At 62.5% G+C, this 18,792-nt stretch carries 11 protein-coding genes and 1 pseudogene; 4 read left to right on the top strand and 8 right to left on the bottom strand.

The genetic code is table 11. The annotated features are described in order from the left end of the window. Positions 1 to 19: 19 nt before the first annotated feature. The 3 genes from odhB to typA all read right to left on the bottom strand — a co-directional run bounded on the left by odhB (position 20) and on the right by typA (position 6,514). Entirely contained in the window at positions 20 to 1,306 is a 1,287-nt protein-coding gene (gene odhB / locus B0G80_RS01145) for a 2-oxoglutarate dehydrogenase complex dihydrolipoyllysine-residue succinyltransferase (protein WP_116116666.1), read from the bottom strand. 139 nt (positions 1,307 to 1,445) lie between these two features. Next, the gene (locus B0G80_RS01140; protein WP_106284573.1) at positions 1,446 to 4,307 is read right to left on the bottom strand and encodes a 2-oxoglutarate dehydrogenase E1 component; all 2,862 of its coding nucleotides are present in this window, start codon (positions 4,305 to 4,307) and stop codon (positions 1,446 to 1,448) included. A 380-nt stretch (positions 4,308 to 4,687) separates the two neighbouring features. Beyond that, the gene (typA, locus tag B0G80_RS01135) at positions 4,688 to 6,514 is read right to left on the bottom strand and encodes a translational GTPase TypA (RefSeq protein WP_007182288.1); all 1,827 of its coding nucleotides are present in this window, start codon (positions 6,512 to 6,514) and stop codon (positions 4,688 to 4,690) included. Between the two features lie 319 nt (positions 6,515 to 6,833). Here typA and B0G80_RS01130 point away from each other — a divergent pair, with 319 nt between their 5' ends. From B0G80_RS01130 to B0G80_RS01115, 4 genes and pseudogenes are all read left to right on the top strand, one after another. Next, positions 6,834 to 7,349, top strand: coding sequence for a MarR family winged helix-turn-helix transcriptional regulator (locus B0G80_RS01130; RefSeq protein WP_106284572.1), 516 nt, complete (start codon positions 6,834 to 6,836; stop codon positions 7,347 to 7,349). A 49-nt stretch (positions 7,350 to 7,398) separates the two neighbouring features. Continuing rightward, entirely contained in the window at positions 7,399 to 8,907 is a 1,509-nt protein-coding gene (locus B0G80_RS01125; protein WP_116116665.1) for an efflux transporter outer membrane subunit, read from the top strand. An 80-nt stretch (positions 8,908 to 8,987) separates the two neighbouring features. Then, on the top strand, positions 8,988 to 10,280 hold the full coding sequence (locus tag B0G80_RS01120) for an EmrA/EmrK family multidrug efflux transporter periplasmic adaptor subunit (protein WP_181919885.1): 1,293 nt from the start codon (positions 8,988 to 8,990) through the stop codon (positions 10,278 to 10,280). A 19-nt stretch (positions 10,281 to 10,299) separates the two neighbouring features. Beyond that, positions 10,300 to 11,874, top strand: a pseudogene (locus B0G80_RS01115) (DHA2 family efflux MFS transporter permease subunit); the annotation flags it as partial. A gap of 120 nt (positions 11,875 to 11,994) precedes the next feature. On the opposite strand, the gene truB reads toward B0G80_RS01115, so the two are convergent. From truB to rimP, 5 genes are all read right to left on the bottom strand, one after another. Further along, positions 11,995 to 12,930 carry a tRNA pseudouridine(55) synthase TruB gene (gene truB / locus B0G80_RS01110; RefSeq protein WP_116119464.1) on the bottom strand — a complete coding sequence of 312 codons (936 nt, stop codon included), beginning with the start codon at positions 12,928 to 12,930 and terminating at the stop codon, positions 11,995 to 11,997. Between the two features lie 94 nt (positions 12,931 to 13,024). After that, complete coding sequence (gene rbfA / locus B0G80_RS01105; RefSeq protein WP_007182294.1) at positions 13,025 to 13,390, bottom strand: 30S ribosome-binding factor RbfA; 366 nt, start codon at positions 13,388 to 13,390, stop codon at positions 13,025 to 13,027. A gap of 216 nt (positions 13,391 to 13,606) precedes the next feature. Continuing rightward, positions 13,607 to 16,567, bottom strand: coding sequence for a translation initiation factor IF-2 (gene infB / locus B0G80_RS01100; protein WP_116116663.1), 2,961 nt, complete (start codon positions 16,565 to 16,567; stop codon positions 13,607 to 13,609). A gap of 93 nt (positions 16,568 to 16,660) precedes the next feature. Further along, entirely contained in the window at positions 16,661 to 18,136 is a 1,476-nt protein-coding gene (nusA, locus tag B0G80_RS01095) for a transcription termination factor NusA (RefSeq protein WP_012432652.1), read from the bottom strand. Beyond that, positions 18,133 to 18,591, bottom strand: coding sequence for a ribosome maturation factor RimP (gene rimP / locus B0G80_RS01090; RefSeq protein ID WP_106284567.1), 459 nt, complete (start codon positions 18,589 to 18,591; stop codon positions 18,133 to 18,135). Before rimP ends, nusA begins: the two co-directional genes overlap by 4 nt. Positions 18,592 to 18,792 lie beyond the last annotated feature (201 nt).

Genomic DNA, 18,792 nt, shown 5'->3' with positions numbered 1-18,792 from the left:
GACGCCAGCCGAGCCGCGCTTACAGGTCGAGCAGCAGGCGCGCCGGGTCTTCCAGCGCATCCTTCATGGCGACCAGCGACAGCACCGCTTCGCGACCGTCGATGATGCGGTGGTCGTACGACAGCGCCAGGTAGTTCATCGGGCGGATCACGATCTGGCCGTTCTCGACCACAGCGCGTTCCTTGGTGGCGTGCACGCCCAGAATCGCGGATTGCGGCGGGTTGATGATCGGGGTCGACAGCATCGAACCGAACACACCGCCGTTCGAGATGGAGAACGTACCGCCGGTCATTTCTTCGATCGACAGCTTGCCGTCTTTCGCCTTCTGGCCGAATTCAGCAATCTTCTTCTCGATTTCGGCGAGGCTCAGCTGGTCCGCATTGCGCAGGATCGGCACCACCAGACCGCGCGGCGAACCGACTGCGATACCGATGTCGAAGTAGCCGTGATAGACGATGTCGTTACCGTCGATCGACGCGTTCACCAGCGGGAATTTCTTCAGCGCATGGACCGCGGCTTTCACGAAGAACGACATGAAGCCGAGCTTCACGCCGTGTTCCTTTTCGAAGCGGTCTTTGTACTTGTTGCGCAGGTCCATCACCGGCGCCATGTTCACTTCGTTGAACGTGGTCAGGATGGCGTTGGTTTGCTGCGACTCGAGCAGACGCTCGGCGATACGCGCGCGCAGACGCGACATCGGCACGCGTTGTTCCGGACGGTCCTTCAGCCATTGGTCAGCCGAAGCCGGCGCCTTGACGTCCGGCAGCGACGGCTTCGCAGCCTTCTGTGCGGCGGCCGGTGCCGGTGCCGGTGCGGCCTTGGCAGCAGGAGCGCCCGCGGTCAGCACGTCACCCTTGGTGATGCGGCCGTCGCGGCCCGTGCCGGACACATCGCCCGCGCCCAGGCCCCTTTCGGCCATCAGCTTGCCGGCAGCCGGCGAAGCAGCGGTGTTCGCACCCGTTGCGGATGCAGCTTGCGCCGCCGGAGCCGGTGCAGCGGCGGGTGCCGGTGCGGCTTCCGGAGCGGGCTTCACTTCGGCTTCGACAGCGGCGGCGCCTGCCTTGCCTTCGGTGTCGATCTTGGCGATGACCTGATCCGCCGTGACGGTGTCGCCGTCGTTCGCGATGACTTGCGCGAGCACGCCGGCCGAGGGTGCCGGCACTTCGAGCACGACCTTGTCGGTCTCGATTTCGATGAGAATTTCGTCTTGAGCAACCGCTTCGCCCGGCTTCTTCTTCCACTGGAGCATCGTGGCTTCCGAGACCGACTCGGAAAGCTGGGGAACCTTGACTTCAACAATAGCCATTATGAATATCCTGAATACGTATCGGGTGACGGCGCGCGATCCATGGACCCGTCACCGCCTGCGAACCTTGACTGCCGCGCTGATCTTTCAGATGCGGCACGGGAAAGCGCCCTGCGCTTTCCCGGTTCAGCTCTTGTGATTATTTAGCGATCGACGCGCTCTTGAGGCGGCCGAAAGCGCCTTCGACCAGCGCCTTCTGCTGCTCGTAGTGCTTCGCGTAGTAGCCGACTGCCGGCGAGGCCGAAGCCGGACGTCCGCTGTATGCCAGCTTCTGCCCTTCCTTCATGCCGTCCTTCAGGTGGTGCTCGATGTAGAACCACGGGCCCTGATTCTGCGGCTCGTCCTGCACCCAGACCACTTCGGTCGCGTTGTCGTACTTCTTCATTTCCGCTTCGAACTGCTTGTGCGCGAACGGATAGAGCTGTTCGATACGGATGATCGCGACGTCGTTCGACTTCGATTCGCGGCGATGCGCCAGCAGGTCGTAATACACGCGGCCCGAGCAGGCGATCACGCGCTTGACCTTCTTCGCGTCGATGGCTTCGTCGACTTCGCCGAGGATCGGCTGGAACGCGCCCTTTGCCAGTTCGGAAAGGTCCGACACGGCTTCCTTGTGACGCAGCAGCGACTTCGGCGTGGCGACGATCAGCGGCTTGCGGAACAGGCGGATCATCTGACGGCGCAACAGGTGGAAAATCTGCGCCGGCGTGGTCGGTTGAACGACCTGCATGTTGTGGTCCGCGCACAATTGCAGGAAACGTTCGATACGTGCCGACGAGTGCTCCGGACCCTGACCTTCGTAGCCGTGCGGCAGCAGCATGGTGAGACCCGAAACACGGCCCCACTTCACTTCGCCCGACGAGATGAACTGGTCGATCACGACTTGCGCGCCGTTCACGAAGTCGCCGAACTGCGCTTCCCACGCGACGAACGTATTCGGTTCAGCGGTCGAGTAACCGTATTCAAAGCCCAGCACCGCTTCTTCCGACAGCACCGAGTCGATCACCGTGAACTTCGCCTGACCTTCGGCGATGTTCTGCAGCGGCACATACGTGCCGTCGTTCCAGCGTTCGCGGTTCTGATCGTGCAGCACCGCGTGACGGTGCGTGAACGTGCCGCGGCCCGAATCCTGACCGGTCAGGCGCACTGCATAACCCGACGCAACCAGCGACGCGAAAGCCAGGTGTTCGCCCATGCCCCAGTCGAGCTTCGCTTCACCACGGCCCATCGCGCGACGGTCGTTGAGAACGCGCTCGACCAGCGGGTGAACCTTGAAGTTTTCCGGCACCGTGGTGACGCGCTCGGCCAGACGCTTCAGTTCCGCGAGCGGCACTGCGGTGTCCGCAGCGTCGGTCCACTTTCGGTTCAGGAACGGCACCCAGTCCACCGCGTACTTGCTCTTGTAGTTCGAGAGCACCGGATCGACCGTGTGGTGGCCTTCGTCCATGGCCTTGCGGTAGGCCTTGACGAACTCCTCGCCTTCTTCCGCGGTGATCACGCCTTGCTGCACCAGCTTTTCAGCATAGAGTGCGCGCGTGCCCGGGTGCTTGGCGATCGTCTTGTACATCAGCGGCTGCGTGACTGCCGGCGTGTCCTGCTCGTTGTGGCCCAGCTTGCGGAAGCAGACGATGTCGACAACGACGTCCTTGTGGAACTGCATCCGGAAGTCGATCGCCAGTTGCGTAGCCAGCACGACCGCTTCGGGATCGTCGCCGTTCACGTGCAGCACCGGCGCTTCGATCATCTTGACGACGTCCGAGCAATACAACGTGGAGCGCGAGTCGCGCGGGTCCGACGTCGTGAAGCCGATCTGGTTGTTGATGACGATATGCAGCGTGCCGTGCGTGCCGTAACCGCGCGTTTGCGCGAGGTTCAGCGTTTCCATCACCACGCCCTGGCCCGCGAAAGCCGCGTCGCCGTGGATCTGCACCGGCAGCACCTGCAGGCCGCTGTCGTCGCCGCGACGGTCCATACGGGCCTTCGCCGAGCCTTCGACCACAGGGTTGACGATTTCGAGGTGCGACGGATTGAACGCGAGCGACAGGTGAACCGGGCCGCCTTCGGTCGAGACGTCCGACGAGAAACCCTTGTGGTACTTCACGTCGCCGGCCGGCAGGTCGTCGTGGTGCTTGCCTTCGAATTCGGCGAACAGGTCAGCCGGCATCTTGCCGAGCGTATTGACCAGCACGTTCAGACGGCCACGGTGAGCCATGCCGATGACGATTTCCTGAACGCCGTTGGCGCCGCCATGACGCACCACTTCGTCCATCGACGCGATGAAGCTTTCGCCGCCTTCGAGCGAGAAGCGTTTCTGGCCGACGTACTTGGTGTGCAGGAAGCGCTCGAGGCCTTCAGCGGCCGTCAGGCGATTCAGGATGTGCTTTTTCTTTTCGTTCGAAAAGTTCGGCGTGGAGCGGATCGACTCGAGCCGCTCTTTCCACCAGCGCTTCTGTTCCGGATCGCTGATGTACATGTACTCGGCGCCGATCGTGCCGCAGTACGTGTCGCGCAGAGCCTTGACGATCTCACGCAGCGACGCGCGCTCAAATCCGAAATACAGATTCGTGGCGCTGAACTCCTGGTCCATGTCGGCTTCGGTGAAGTCGTAGAACGCGGGTTCGAGTTCGGGAATAGCGGGACGTTCGCGGCGCTTCAGGGGATCGAGATTGGCCCATTGCGAGCCGAGGAAGCGATATGCGCCGATGAGGGACTGCACATAGACCTGCTTGCGAGCGGTAGCGAGATCTTCGCCGCCGGCTGCCGTGCGCGGGATGAAGGCATTAGCCTTGGCCCGTTGTGCAAACGATTCGACGATCGGGCCATGGGCCACGTCGTTGGCATTGCTGCCATCCGATGCAGGAACGTTCTGCAACGCGTCGAAATAGCTGCGCCAGTTCTCGGGCACTGACGCCGGATTATCGAGATACGCTTCGTACATTTCTTCTACGTACGGAGCATTGCCGCCGAACAGATAAGAGTTCGACTGGAATTGCTTCATCATTTTTACGCTCACCTTTCTTCGAGTTTCTCGAGAAATAGCGGGTTACAGAACCTTCCGCGACACGGCCTGACCGTTTAGCGGATTGCGCGAATCAAGTCTTGCTTGGAAGGACCTAAAACTTTGCACCCGGGGAGCATATCACAGAACGGATAGCGCAGATAGCAGACGGATTGCCGCTGAAGCCCGTCGCGACGGGCTTTCGGGCCACTTTCGGGAGTCGCAACAGTCTTCTGCGGAAATCGGGGACAAACGGTCAAAGCGGCGCCAGGCGCGGCATATCGGCGGCGACCAGAAGGCCGGAAACGACAAAAGCCACCCGAAGGTGGCTTTTGCCTGACTGCTAGCGTGCGCTGCACCGGCCAAAGCCGATGTCCGCCTGCTTAGTCCACCGCGCCCTTGCGGCTCGCGCTGCGACGCTCGTGTTCCTTCAGGTAACGCTTGCGCAGACGGATGGACTGCGGCGTAACTTCGACCAGTTCGTCGTCGTCGATGAACTCGACCGCGTATTCCAGCGACATCTGGATCGGCGGCACGAGGCGCACTGCCTCGTCCGTACCCGACGAACGGACGTTGGTCAGCTGCTTGCCCTTGATCGGGTTCACGACCAGGTCGTTGTCACGGCTGTGAATGCCGATGATCATGCCTTCGTACAGCGGCTCGCCCGGCGACACGAACATACGGCCGCGATCCTGCAGCTTCCACAGTGCGTACGCGACTGCCGCGCCGTCGTCCTGCGAAATCAGCACGCCATTGCGACGCTCGCCGACCGCGCCTTCCTTGACCGGCTGATACGAGTCGAACGTGTGGCTCATCAGGCCCGTGCCGCGCGTGAGCGTGAGGAATTCCGACTGGAAGCCGATCAGGCCGCGCGCCGAAATACGGTACTCGAGGCGCGTACGGCCACGACCGTCCGACGCCATGTCGAGCATTTCGCCCTTGCGGCGGCCCAGTTCTTCCATCACGCCGCCCTGGTGGCCGTCTTCCATGTCGACCGTCAGGTTTTCGTACGGCTCGTGCTTCACGCCGTCGACTTCCGTCATCACCACGCGCGGACGCGACACAGCCAGCTCGTAGCCTTCGCGGCGCATGTTTTCCACCAGAATGGTCAGGTGCAGTTCACCGCGGCCTGCCACTTCGAACGTGGTTTCGTCGCCGGTTTCCTTCACGCGCAGCGCGACGTTGTGGTTCAGTTCCTTCATCAGGCGGTCACGGATCTGACGGCTCGTGACGAACTTGCCTTCGCGGCCGGCCAGCGGCGACGAATTGACGAGGAAGTTCATGGTCAGCGTCGGTTCGTCGACAGTGATCATGGGCAGCGCTTCCGGTTGTTCCGGTGCGCAGATGGTCACGCCGATGCCGATTTCTTCGATACCGTTGATCAGCACGATGTCGCCGGCTTCAGCCGAGTCGACCTGCACGCGCTCGAGACCCTTGAACGACAGCACCTGGTTGATCTTGCGATTCAGAATCGCGCCGTCAGGACCCGAACGCACGGCGACCGACATGCCCGGCTTGATCGTGCCGCGCGTGATGCGGCCCACGCCGATACGGCCGACATACGACGAGTAGTCCAGCGACGTGATCTGCAGTTGCAGCGGAGCCGACGGATCGGCCGGGCGAACCGGCACGTGTTGCAGCACGGCTTCGAACAGCGGGCGCATGTCGCCTTCACGCACGTCCGGGGTCAAGCCCGCGTAGCCATTCAAGCCCGATGCGTAGACGATCGGGAAGTCGAGTTGTTCGTCGGTGGCGCCGAGTTTGTCGAACAGGTCGAACGTCTGGTTGATCACCCAGTCGATACGCGCGCCCGGACGGTCCACCTTGTTGATCACGACGATCGGCTTCAGGCCGAGCGCCAGCGCCTTTTTGGTCACGAAGCGCGTTTGCGGCATCGGGCCTTCGACGGCGTCGACCAGCAGCAGCACCGAGTCGACCATCGACAGCACGCGCTCCACTTCGCCGCCGAAGTCGGCGTGGCCCGGCGTGTCGACGATGTTGATGTGCGTGCCTTCGTACTCGACCGCGCAGTTCTTCGAAAGGATCGTGATGCCACGTTCTTTTTCGATGTCGTTCGAGTCCATCACGCGCTCAGCGATCTGCTGGTTGTCACGGAACGTGGCGGTCTGGCGGAGGAGCTGGTCGACGAGCGTGGTCTTGCCGTGGTCGACGTGAGCAATGATGGCGATGTTGCGTAGGGCGCGAGTCATAGGAACCTGGAGACAGTTGAGTGCGCCAGCAGCAGCATTGTGTGAACGAAACCAACAAAGCCCAAAGCGCACTTTTGGGAACCCAATATTGTAGCACGTGCAAATGAAGCTTTCTGGTATTCCCTGATAGGGCCGGGGTCGGCGGCGCAGCGGCCATCAGAAATGAAACGTAAGCACGCGGGCGAAATCCTACGCAAAATCACGCGGATTATGACTTGAGCGGAGAAAGTTCCTTGCCTAAGCTGTAATAACACTTGCCGCGTCAACCAACCGACCTCTATAATCCTGCCTAGTCAACCATTGCATTCGCACGAGAATCATGACGGAGCCGTCCGCTACACCCCCGCCGGAGATCAGCGAATACCAGCTAGGCGAAAGCGTCGGCTATCTGATCTCGCGAGTGAAATCGACCCTGTCGAACCTGGTCACCCAACGCAGCATGGCCGAACTCGGCATCACCAGCCAGCAGGGCAGCATCCTGTTTATGGTGGCCAGCGGCAAATGCCTGCTGGCGGCGGAACTGGCCCGTGAATACGGCATCGACGCGAGCGCCGTCACGCGGTTGATCGACCGGTTGGAGAAACGCGGTCTGCTGACGCGGGTTCGCAGCAATGAAGACCGACGAGTCGTGCGCCTCGCGCTGACGCCGGAAGGTCACGCCATCGCCGCCAAAATGCCGGCTATTTTCACCGGCGTGCTGGACAGTCTGCTAGGCGGCTTCACCCCGGAAGAAGTAGGTTTTCTGAAGAGCATGCTGCGTCGCGTGCTCGTCAACTCCGGCGATCAAACGGGACTAACCCGTGATGCAGCAAGCAATTTTGACAGCAAATCGTAAGAAATTGCTTGCAGTGTCCATCATTACATTCCACTCAAAGAGTCGAGCGATGAAATCCCTTTCCCTGTCCGCGCCCGCGCTTTCGAGCCGGGCCGCCGTCGCCGCAGTGGTGACGGCGCTCGCCCTCACGGGGTGCGCGAACTACTTCGGTATGAAAAGCGACAAGCAGATCTCGTCGCCCGCTCAGTACGAGTCCGCCCAGAGCCTCGCCGGTCAGGGCGGCCAGTGGCCGTCGCTCGATTGGGCCAACCAGTTCGGCGACCCGCAACTGCCCAAGCTGATCGCCGAAGCGCTGGAAGGCAGCCCGTCGATCGCGCAGGCGCAAGCGCGTCTTGCCAAGGCCTCGTCGTATATCGAGAGCTCGCGCGCGGCGCTGTACCCGAAGGTGAACGGCAGCTATTCGTGGACCCGCGAACTGTTCTCGGCCAACGCGCTCTACCCGCCTCCGTACGGCGGCACCTGGTATAGCGAGAACAACGTGCTGGCCAGTGCGTCGTGGGATCTGGATCTGTGGGGCAAGAATCGTGAGCGGCTGGGTCAGGCCGTGTCGCAGGAAAAGGCCGCTGAGGCCGATATGCAGCAGGCGCGCGTGACGCTCGCGGCGTCGGTGGCGAGCACGTATAACCAGCTCGCGCAGCTGTACGCGTTCCGCGACATCGCCGCGCGCGAAATCGCCAACCGCCAGGATATCGGCCGCATCACCAACGGCCGCGTGACGGCCGGCCTCGACACCAATGTCGAACGGCAAACCGCGAACGGCAACATTGCGACCAGCCAGTCCAATTTGACCGACCTCGACGGTCAGATCACGGTCGTGCGCTATCAACTGGGCGCACTGCTCGGCAAGGGTCCGGATCGCGGCCTGCAGATCGCGCAGCCCGCGCTGACCAACGGCAACGTGGTGGTGCTGCCGGACAACCTGCCCGCCGACCTCATCGCGCGCCGCGCGGATATCGTCGCCGCGCGCTGGCAAGTCGAAGCCGCGATGCACGACGTGAAGGAAGCCAAAGCCGAATTCTTCCCTGACGTGAACCTCGCGGCCGGCTTCGGTTTCGACGCGTTCGGCTGGGGCCGCTTCCTTAAATCCAGCAGTCGCCAGATGCAATTCGGCCCGGCCATTCACCTGCCGATCTTCGACGCCGGCGCGCTGCGCTCGCAGCTGAAGGGCCGCTTCGCCGACTTCGACCTGGACGTGGCGAACTACAACCAGACGCTCATCAGCGCCCTCGCGGACGTCGCGACGCAAGTGTCGTCGATCCGTTCGATCGACCAGCAGCAAGGCGACGCACAACGCGCGCTCGACGCGTCGACCAAGGCATATGAGCTGGCTGTGATCCGCTACAAGGCCGGTTTGTCGCCGCAGTTGCAGGTGCTGACCGCCGACCAGAACCGCCTTGCCGCCGACCAGACGGTGACCGGCCTCAAGATGCGCCGCCGCGACATGCAGATCGGGCTCATCAAGGCGCTCGGCGGCGGCTTCGACGCGACGCAGACCGGCCTCGTGGTGCCGACCGATGCTCCGGCATCGGCCTCCGCCGCGACCACCGCTGCGAACTGAGCGCGCGAACCACGCCAGATCGAACACACGCATAAACATCCGAATAAACGACGACGTCTGAAAGAACCCGGAGCACATTAATGAGCACCACCCAACAGCCCGCGGCTACGACTCAGCCGACCCAGCCGACCCAGCCGACCCAGTCGGCCCCGCAGCCGACGCAACCGCCGGCACAACCCCCGGCGAACAACGGCAAACGCAAACTCATGATGACGCTGCTCGTCATCGTGATTCTGATCGCCGCGATCGCCTACGGCTTTTACTACTTCCTCGTCGCGCGCTTCCATGAAGACACCGACGACGCGTACGTGAACGGCAACGTCGTGCAGATCACGCCGCAAGTTACCGGCACGGTCGTCGCCGTGAACGCGGACGACACGCAAACGGTGAAGGCGGGCGACCCGCTCGTCGTGCTCGATCCGGCCGACGCCCGCGTCGCGCTCGATCAGGCCGAAGCGAACCTCGCGCAGACGGTGCGTCAGGTGCGCGGCCTGTTCGCCGACGACAATCAATACCAGGCACAAGTCGCCCAGCGCCAGGCCGACCTGTCGCGCGCCCAGGACGACCTGAAGCGCCGTTTGACGGTCGCGCAAACCGGCGCCGTGTCGCAGGAAGAAATCTCGCATGCCCGCGACGCCGTGAAGAGTGCGCAAGCCGCCGTCGATGCCGCCCAGCAGCAGTTGAACTCGAACCGCGCGCTGACCGCCAACACCACGATCGCGAATCACCCGAACGTGCAGGCCGCCGCCGCGAAGGTCCGCGACGCGTACCTGAACAACGCGCGTAACAACCTGCCGGCGCCGGTCACGGGCTACGTGGCCAAGCGCTCGGTGCAAGTCGGCCAGCGCGTCTCCCCAGGCACCCCGTTGATGGCGATCGTGCCGCTCGGCGGCGTGTGGGTCGACGCGAACTTCAAGGAAGTACAACTCAAGCACATGCGCATCGGCCAGCCGGTCGAACTGACGGCCGACGTGTACGGTTCGTCGGTGGTGTACCACGGCAAGGTGGTCGGCTTCTCGGCGGGCACGGGTTCGGCGTTCTCGCTGTTGCCCGCGCAGAACGCGACCGGCAACTGGATCAAGGTGGTGCAGCGTCTGCCGGTGCGGATCGCGCTCGATCCGAAGGAACTGGAGCAGCATCCGCTGCGGATCGGCCTGTCCATGCAAGCCGACGTCAGCATCAAGGACGACAACGGCGGCCAGCTCGGCCAGGCGCCGAACACGGTCTACCAGACCAACGTGTTCGAGAAGTACGGCGACCAGGCTGACGCGGAAATCGCCCGCATCATTTCGCAAAACGCCGGTCCGAACGGCGGCTCGCAAAAGTCGACCCAGGCCGACGGCGCGAAGCCTGTCGCAGCGAAGGTGATGTAAGGCACGCGACGATTCAGACAAGGCTTCTTTAATGGCTCAGGCTCAGGCGCAAGTCCCTCATCCGCCTCTCGAGGGCGCGCAACTGGTGATCGGCACCATCGCGGTGTCGCTCGCCGTTTTCATGAACGTGCTCGACACGTCGATCGCCAATGTGTCGATTCCCTCGATTTCGGGCGACCTCGGCGTGTCGTCGGATCAGGGCACGTGGGTGATCACCTCGTTCGCGGTCGCCAACGCGATCTCCGTGCCGCTCACCGGCTGGCTGACCGAACGCATCGGCCAGGTGCGGCTGTTCATGGCGTCGATCATCCTGTTCGTGATCTCGTCGTGGATGTGCGGCCTCGCGCCGACCCTGCCCTTTCTGCTCGCTTCGCGCGTGTTGCAAGGGGCGGTGGCCGGTCCGATGATTCCGCTGTCGCAAACGCTGCTGCTCGCAAGCTATCCACGTGCCAAGGCGCCCATGGCGTTATCCATGTGGGCGATGACCACGCTGATCGCGCCGGTGGCCGGCCCGATTCTCGGCGGCTGGATCTCGGACAACATCTCGTGGCCGTGGATTTTCTACGTCAACATTCCGGTCGGCGCGATTGCCGCCATGGCCACGTGGACGATCTTCCGCAATCGCGATTCGGTCATTAGAAAAGCGCCGATCGACGGCGTCGGTCTAGGCCTCCTGATCGTCTGGGTTGGCTCGCTGCAGGTCATGCTCGACAAGGGCAAGGACCTGGACTGGTTTTCGTCGACGACCGTCGTCGTCCTGGCGCTGGTGGCGGTGATCGCGCTCGCGTTCTTTATCGTGTGGGAGTTGACGGCCGAGCACCCGGTGGTGGACCTGTCGCTGTTCAGCCGGCGCAATTTCACGGGCGGCACCGTCGCGCTGTCGATCGGCTACGGCCTTTACTTCGGCAATCTGGTGCTGCTGCCGTTGTGGCTGCAAACCGACATTGGCTACACCGCGACCGAAGCCGGCTTGGTGATGGCGCCGGTCGGCCTGTTCGCCGTGCTGCTGTCGCCGATCACCGGCAAGATTTTGCCGCGCACCGATCCGCGCTATATCGCGACCCTGTCGTTCCTCGTGTTCGCACTGTGTTTCTGGATGCGTTCGCGTTATACGACCGGCGTCGATACGTTTTCGCTGCTGGTGCCTACCTTGATTCAAGGGATCGGCATGGCCGGGTTCTTCATCCCGCTCGTGTCGATCACCCTGTCGGGACTGCCGGGCAACCGGATTCCGGCGGCGTCGGGCCTGTCGAATTTCGTGCGGATCATGTGCGGCGGCATTGGCACATCGATTTTCCAGACGGCGTGGGATCACCGCACGATCATGCATCACGCGCAACTGGCCGAACAGGCCAACGCGTACAACCCGGTGTTCGACCAGTCGATCCGGCAGATGGGCGCGGCGGGCTTCAGTCAACCGCAGGCATACGGACTGTTCAACACGATGGCGACGCAGCAGGCGGCGCAACTCGGTGTGAACGACCTGTTCTTCGTGTCCGCCGGCATCTTTATCGCGCTGATCGCGTTGATCTGGATCACGAAGCCAGAACGTGCTGGCGGCGACGCGGGCGCGGCGGCCGCGGCGGCGCACTGAGCTTTCGGCGCAAGTCCGTATCCGGCAGAACGATATAAAAAAGGCGGGACCGCTTCTTCTGAGCGGTCCCGCCTTTTTCTTTGCAGCGCGTTTGTCGCGCGCTTGCCACCTGCATGGTTTTCAGCTCGCCGTCGTGACGACCAGCCGTTCGGGTGCCAGCACACCCTCGCCTTGTCTGGCGACGCCAAGCAGACGCCCTTGCGCCGCGTACACCCGGACGCGCGGCGCATTCACCGCATCGCCCGTGATGGTCAGTTCGGACAGTTTCAACCGCTGGCCGTGCAGGAAGCGGCGGGTCTCGTCTTCGTTCAACCGCACCAGCGGGAATGTCGACAGCAACGCATCGACCGGTTGCAGCCATGCATCGCGTTCACTTTCGGCTGCGTCGGACAACGCGTCGAGCGTCACCGAATTGTCGAGCGTCAGTGCGCCGACACCGGTGCGCCGCAGCGCCACCAGATGCGCGCCGCAGCCCAACGCTTCGCCGATATCCTCGGCCAATGTGCGCACATACGTGCCCTTGCTGCACGTCACGCGAAACGTTACGTCCGGCAGCGCGCAGGCGAGCATCTCGAGCGCGAGGATCGTCACCTGACGCCCTTCCCGCTCCACCGTCTGACCTGCGCGCGCGTATTGGTATAACGGCTTGCCATCGCGTTTGAGCGCCGAATACATCGGCGGGACTTGCGTGATTTCGCCGACGAACTTCGGTAGAACCGCCTGAACCGCCGCTTCGTCGCACGTGACTTCACGCGTGTCGATCGCCTCGCCTTCGGCGTCGCCGGTGGTCGTGCGGATTCCGAGGCGCATGGTCGCCTCATAGGTCTTGTCGGCTTCGAGCAGGTCTTGCGAAAACTTGGTGGCTTCGCCGAAACAGAGCGGCAGCAAGCCTGTGGCCAAGGGATCGAGCGTGCCGGTGTGGCCCGCCTTTTTCGCCAGATAGAGACGCTTCGCGCGAATCAGCGCGTCGTTGCTCGACAGGCCGAGCGGCTTGTCGAGCAGCAGCACGCCGTCGAGCGCGCGACGCGGCACGCGGGGGCGTTGAGGTGCGGTCATGTCAGAAAGACAAAAGTCTTCGAAGGGTGCGGAAAACAGCACTGAGCGCATAGCGGCTCAGGCATGGCAGCGAGCGCCGCGGCAAACAGCGCGTTCAGTCTTCTTTCGCGCGATTGGCGTTGGCTTCGTCGATCAAACGCGACATCTCGACGGCGCGCTCGATCGTTTTGTCGTAATGGAAATGCAGCGTCGGCACGGTGTGGATATGCAGGCGCTTGAACAGCTGATTATGCAGATGGCCGGCCGCGTGCGTGAGCGCCTCGAGCGTCTGCTGCGGATCGCCGGTGAGCGTCGTGAAATAGATCTTGGCGTGCGCGTAGTCCGGCGTCAGTTCGACGCTTTGAATCGTGACGATGCCGATGCGCGGATCTTTGACCTCGCGAAGCAGCTCGGACAGATCGCGCTGGATCTGATCGGCGATCTGCACGTTGCGATTGGGTGAAGAACGTTTTTTAGGCATGGTGTGATGTGATCCGTTCTGACGGATGCAAAAAAGTGGTTCGCGCCGCTGCGTTTCGGGCTTTATCCTCGCGGCATTCAAACGGCCCAGGATGACCGGAAGAAACTCGAACGCAGGCGCTCTGCGCGACGGACACGAACAAAACGTGTGGCCCCAAAAACAACGGGCGGAGCGGGCGTTAAAGCCCGCTCCGCCCCTAGAGCCGTGCCGCGTGAATTACAGCGTACGCGCGACTTCGGTGATCTCGAAGACTTCGAACTGATCGCCTTCGACGATGTCGTTGAAGTTCTTGATCGACATACCGCACTCGAAGCCCTGACGGACTTCCTTCACGTCGTCCTTGAAGCGCTTGAGCGAATCGAGCTCGCCCGTGAAGATGACGACGTTGTTGCGCAGCACGCGCACCGACGACGAGCGCTTGACGAAACCGTCCGTGACCATACAGCCGGCCACCGCGCCGATCTTCGGTACCTTGAAGACCTGACGCACTTCGACCGTACCCGTGACGATTTCGCGCTTTTCCGGTGCCAGCATGCCCGACATCGCGGCCTTCACCTCATCCACTGCGTCATAGATGATGTTGTAGTAGCGAATATCGACGCCGTTGGCTTCCGCCAGCTTGCGCGCCTGCGCGTCCGCACGGGTGTTGAAGCCGATGATGACCGCCTTCGAAGCCGTTGCCAGGTTGACGTCGGACTCGCTGATGCCACCCACGGCGCCGTGCACGATCTGCACGCGCACTTCGTCGGTCGAAAGCTTGAGCAGCGACTGCACCAACGCTTCCTGCGAACCTTGCACGTCGGCCTTGACGATGAGCGGCATGTACGCCACTTCGCCTTCGCCCATCTGCTCCAGCATGTTCTCGAGCTTCGCGGCCTGTTGCTTGGCCAGCTTGACGTCGCGGAACTTGCCTTGACGGAACAGTGCGACTTCACGCGCCTTACGGTCGTCCGGCATGACGATGACTTCTTCGCCTGCCTGCGGGACTTCCGACAGACCCTGAATTTCGACCGGGATCGACGGGCCCGCCGACTTGGTCGGCTTGCCGGTTTCGTCGAGCATGGCTCGCACGCGACCGTAGGCGCTACCTGCCAGCACCACGTCGCCGCGGTTCAGCGTACCCGACTGGACCAGGATCGTTGCAACCGGACCCTTACCCTTGTCGAGCTTCGCTTCGATAACGAGACCCTTGGCCGGTGCTTCGACCGGTGCCTTCAATTCCAGCACTTCGGCTTGCAGCAGCACGTTTTCCAGCAGATCGTCGATGCCCGCGCCGGTCTTGGCCGACACCGGCACGAACGGCGATTCGCCGCCGTATTCTTCCGGCACGACGCCTTCCGCGACGAGTTCCTGCTTCACGCGTTCCAGATTGGCATCCGGCTTGTCGATCTTGTTGATCGCGACGACGAGCGGCACGCCGCCTGCCTTCGCGTGAGCGATTGCTTCCTTCGTTTGCGGCATCACGCCGTCGTCGGCTGCAACCACCAGAATCACGATGTCGGTCGCCTTCGCACCGCGGGCACGCATGGCCGTAAAGGCTTCGTGACCCGGCGTGTCGAGGAACGTGATGACGCCGCGCGGCGTTTCGACGTGGTAAGCGCCGATGTGCTGCGTAATCCCGCCCGCTTCGCCCGCTGCAACCTTGGCGCGGCGGATGTAGTCGAGCAGCGACGTCTTGCCGTGGTCGACGTGACCCATGACCGTGACGACCGGCGGACGCGGCAACGATTCCGCATCGGAAATCTCGCCTTCGACCAGCATGGCTTCCGGATCGTCCAGCTTGGCCGCAACCGCGTGGTGGCCCAGTTCCTCGACGATGATCATCGCCGTTTCCTGGTCCAGCATCTGGTTGATCGTGACCATCTGGCCGAGCTTCATCATCGACTTGATGACTTCCGACGCCTTCACGGCCATCTTGTGCGCCAGATCGGCGACGGTGATGGTTTCCGGCACGTGCACTTCACGCACGATCGGTTCGGTCGGCGCCTGGAACGTGGTGTTCTGATCCTGATGCTTGCCGCGACCCTTCGGGCCACCGCGCCAGCCGCGATCGACACCGCCGCTCGTATCGCCACGCGTCTTGATGCCGCGGCGCTTCGCGGCGTCGTCCTGCCAGCCGCCCTTGCCGCCGCCCGGCTTCTTCTTGTCGCCGGCGGAAGGCGTGGTCGTGGCTGCCGGAGCCGCAGCTGCCGGCTTCTTGGCTGCCGGACGCGCCGGTGCTTCACCAGCCGGACGCGCCGGCTTGTGAAGCGTGCCCTTCGCTTCCGCGGCCTTGGCCGGCTCAGCGGGCTTCGGTGCCGGTTCCGGCGCCTTGACCTGCGCCTTGCGCGGCGTGTTCATCATTTCGCGAATCGCGCGCGCTTCGGCTTCAGCCGCGGCACGGCGCTTGGCGATCTGTTCCTGCTCGGCACGCGCTTTTTCAGCAGCCTGACGCGCTGCGTCTTCTGCTTTCTTCGCGGCTTCGCGTTGCGCGGCGCGCTCTGCTGCGGCGCGCTCGTCGTCCTGCTCGCTTTGCTTGGCGACCGCCGGCTCCGCAGCCTTGGCGGCGACCGGCTCAGCCTTCGCGGCCGCAGGCTGCGCAGCTTGTGCCGGCTTGGTAGCCTGCGCCTGCTCGCGAGCTGCCGCCTCGGCCGCAGCACGCTTCTTCGCGGCTTCTTCTTCGGCGCGGCGACGCTCGGCTTCAGCAGCCGCTTCGCGCGCCTGACGTTCCGCTTCTTCGCGCTCGAGTTGTTCCTGACGCGCCTTCAGCTCCTGAGCCTGCTTTTCGAGCAGCTCGGCTTCGTGACGAGCTTCCTCTTCACGACGCTGGAGTTCCAGATCGTCGATGTCGGCCTCAGCCACATGATTCGATGCATCTCCGTTTTCAGCGGAGGTTTCGTCGCGGCGGACGAAAGTGCGCTTCTTACGCACCTCGACCTGAATGGTGCGAGCTTTGCCCGTCGCATCGGATTGCTTGATTTCCGACGTATGCCGTTTCGTCAGCGTGATCTTGCGCTTGTCAGCATCAGTCGAGCCGTGAGACTTGCGCAAGTGGTCGAGCAGACGCGCCTTGTCCGTTTCGGACAAGCTATCGTCTTCGCTCGCTTTTGTGACGCCCGCCGCCTGCAGCTGCTCAAGCAGCACGCCTGCAGGCATTTTCAGTTCCGCGGCAAATTGGGCTACGTTGTTACTCGCCATTCATTCCTCTTAATGCAAGGACCGATTCCTTGCGGTTAGCATCGGGTCATGCGGCCTGACGGCCGCTTCAATTTAGTGCGCCATGGTCATTTCTCACTGGAACCAGTGTTCACGTGCTTTCATGATCAACGCCTTAGCGGCATCCTCTTCCATTCCGGTCATCTCGACCAGTTCATCCACAGCCAGCTCGGCGAGTTCGTCGCGCGTCTGGATCTGATGTTCGGCCAGCTTGGCGAGCAGGTCGGCGTCCATGCCGTCCAGGCTCTTCAGGTCGAGCGCTACATTTTCGACCTTTTCTTCATTCGCGATTGCCTGCGTCAACAGCGCGTCGCGCGAGCGATTACGCAGTTCGTGGACGGTGTCTTCGTCGAACGCTTCGATTTCGAGCATTTCGTTGAGCGGCACATAGGCAATCTCTTCGAGGCTCGTAAAGCCTTCGTCGATCAGGATGTCAGCGACTTCTTCGTCGACATCGAGACGCGCCATGAACAGGTCACGCAAAACGCCACGTTCCTGATTCTGCTTTTGCGCAGATTCGTCCGGCGTCATGATGTTGATCTGCCAGCCGGTGAGTTCGCTGGCAAGACGCACGTTCTGGCCGCTGCGGCCGATCGCGACCGCCAGTTCGTTTTCGTCTACGACGACGTCCATCGAATGTTTTTCTTCATCGACGACGATCGACTGGACGGCTGCCGGCGCGAGCGCGCCGATCACAAACTGTGCGGGATCCTCCGACCATAGCACGATGTCGACGTTTTCGCCACCGAGCTCGTTACGCACCGCCTGCACGCGCGAACCGCGAATGCCGACGCAGGTGCCGATCGGATCGATGCGCTTGTCGTACGCGACCACACCGATCTTGGCGCGCACGCCCGGATCGCGCGCGGCCGCCTTGATTTCCAGCAGGCCTTGTTCGATTTCCGGCACTTCCATCTCGAACAGCTTCATCAGGAACTCGGGCGCCGTACGCGACAGTTCGATCTGCGGACCGCGCGCGGTGCGATCGACCTTCGCGATGTAGGCGCGCACGCGGTCGCCCACGCGCAGGTTTTCCTTCGGAATAAGCTGGTCGCGGCGCAGCAGCGCTTCGACACGGCCGGTTTCGACGATGAAGTTGCCCTTGTCGAGACGCTTCACCGAGCCGGTCATGATGTGCTCGCCGCGCTCGAGGAAGTCGTTCAGGATCTGTTCACGTTCGGCGTCGCGCACCTTCTGCAGGATCACCTGCTTGGCGGCCTGCGCGCCGATACGGCCGAATTCGATCGACGGCACCGGTTCCTCGATGAACTCGTCGAGTTGAATCTCGGGCTTCTGTTCGCGTGCTTCGAACAGCAGGATTTCCTGATCCGGCTCCTGCAAACCGGCTTCGTCCGGCACCACTTTCCAGCGTCGAAACGTTTCGTGTTCGCCGCTTTCACGATCGATCTGGACGCGAATATCCGCGTCTTCTTCGAAGAGTTTCTTGGAGGCCGAAGCGAGGGCCGCCTCGAGCGCGGCAAATACCACGTCTTTGTCGACGTTCTTCTCGCGTGCCAGCGCATCCACCAGCATCAACACTTCGCGACTCATTGTTTGCGGCTCCTAAAGTCAAACTTCGGAACGAGGCGTGCCTTATCGATATCCGCGAGCGTGAAATCGAGCATCGCGGCGCCTTCCTTCCCTTCAAATTCCAGACCGATCGTCTCGTCTTGCGGAGCATGCAGAATGCCCCGGTACGATTTCCGTCCGTCCAATGGCTTTTTCAATGTGATTACCACTTCGCTGCCTGCGAAGCGTTCAAAATCCGCCAGTTTTTTCAGCGGGCGGTCGAGCCCCGGCGACGATACTTCAAGCCGCTCGTAATCGATATTTTCGACCGTCAAAACGTGCTGGAGCTGACGCGTGACTTTCTCGCAGTCTTCGATCGCGATGCCGGCCGGCTGGTCGATATAGATACACAACATGCCGCGCCCGGTGCGCTCGAGATCGACGAGCTCGTAGCCGAGTCCCACGACCGTGGTTTCAATCAGTTCCGTCAGTTGCACAGTGCCCTCTTAGATGTTCGCGCAGCGAGCCTGCCGCTTGTTTTGCAAACAACCAATGCGGGCCGCGCGCCAAGCCGGCGCACGTTCGTGCTACCCGAGATGCCGAACCACTGAGAACTGCGCGGCAAAAAAAAATGGGCTAAACGCCCATCATCTTATTGCCGGTGGTCGCACCTGAGCCGCACATAAAAAGCCGCACGC

This window comes from Paraburkholderia sp. BL6669N2, from assembly GCF_003387275.1.
GTDB lineage: Bacteria > Pseudomonadota > Gammaproteobacteria > Burkholderiales > Burkholderiaceae > Paraburkholderia.
This window is presented reverse-complemented; position numbering and strand designations above follow the sequence as displayed.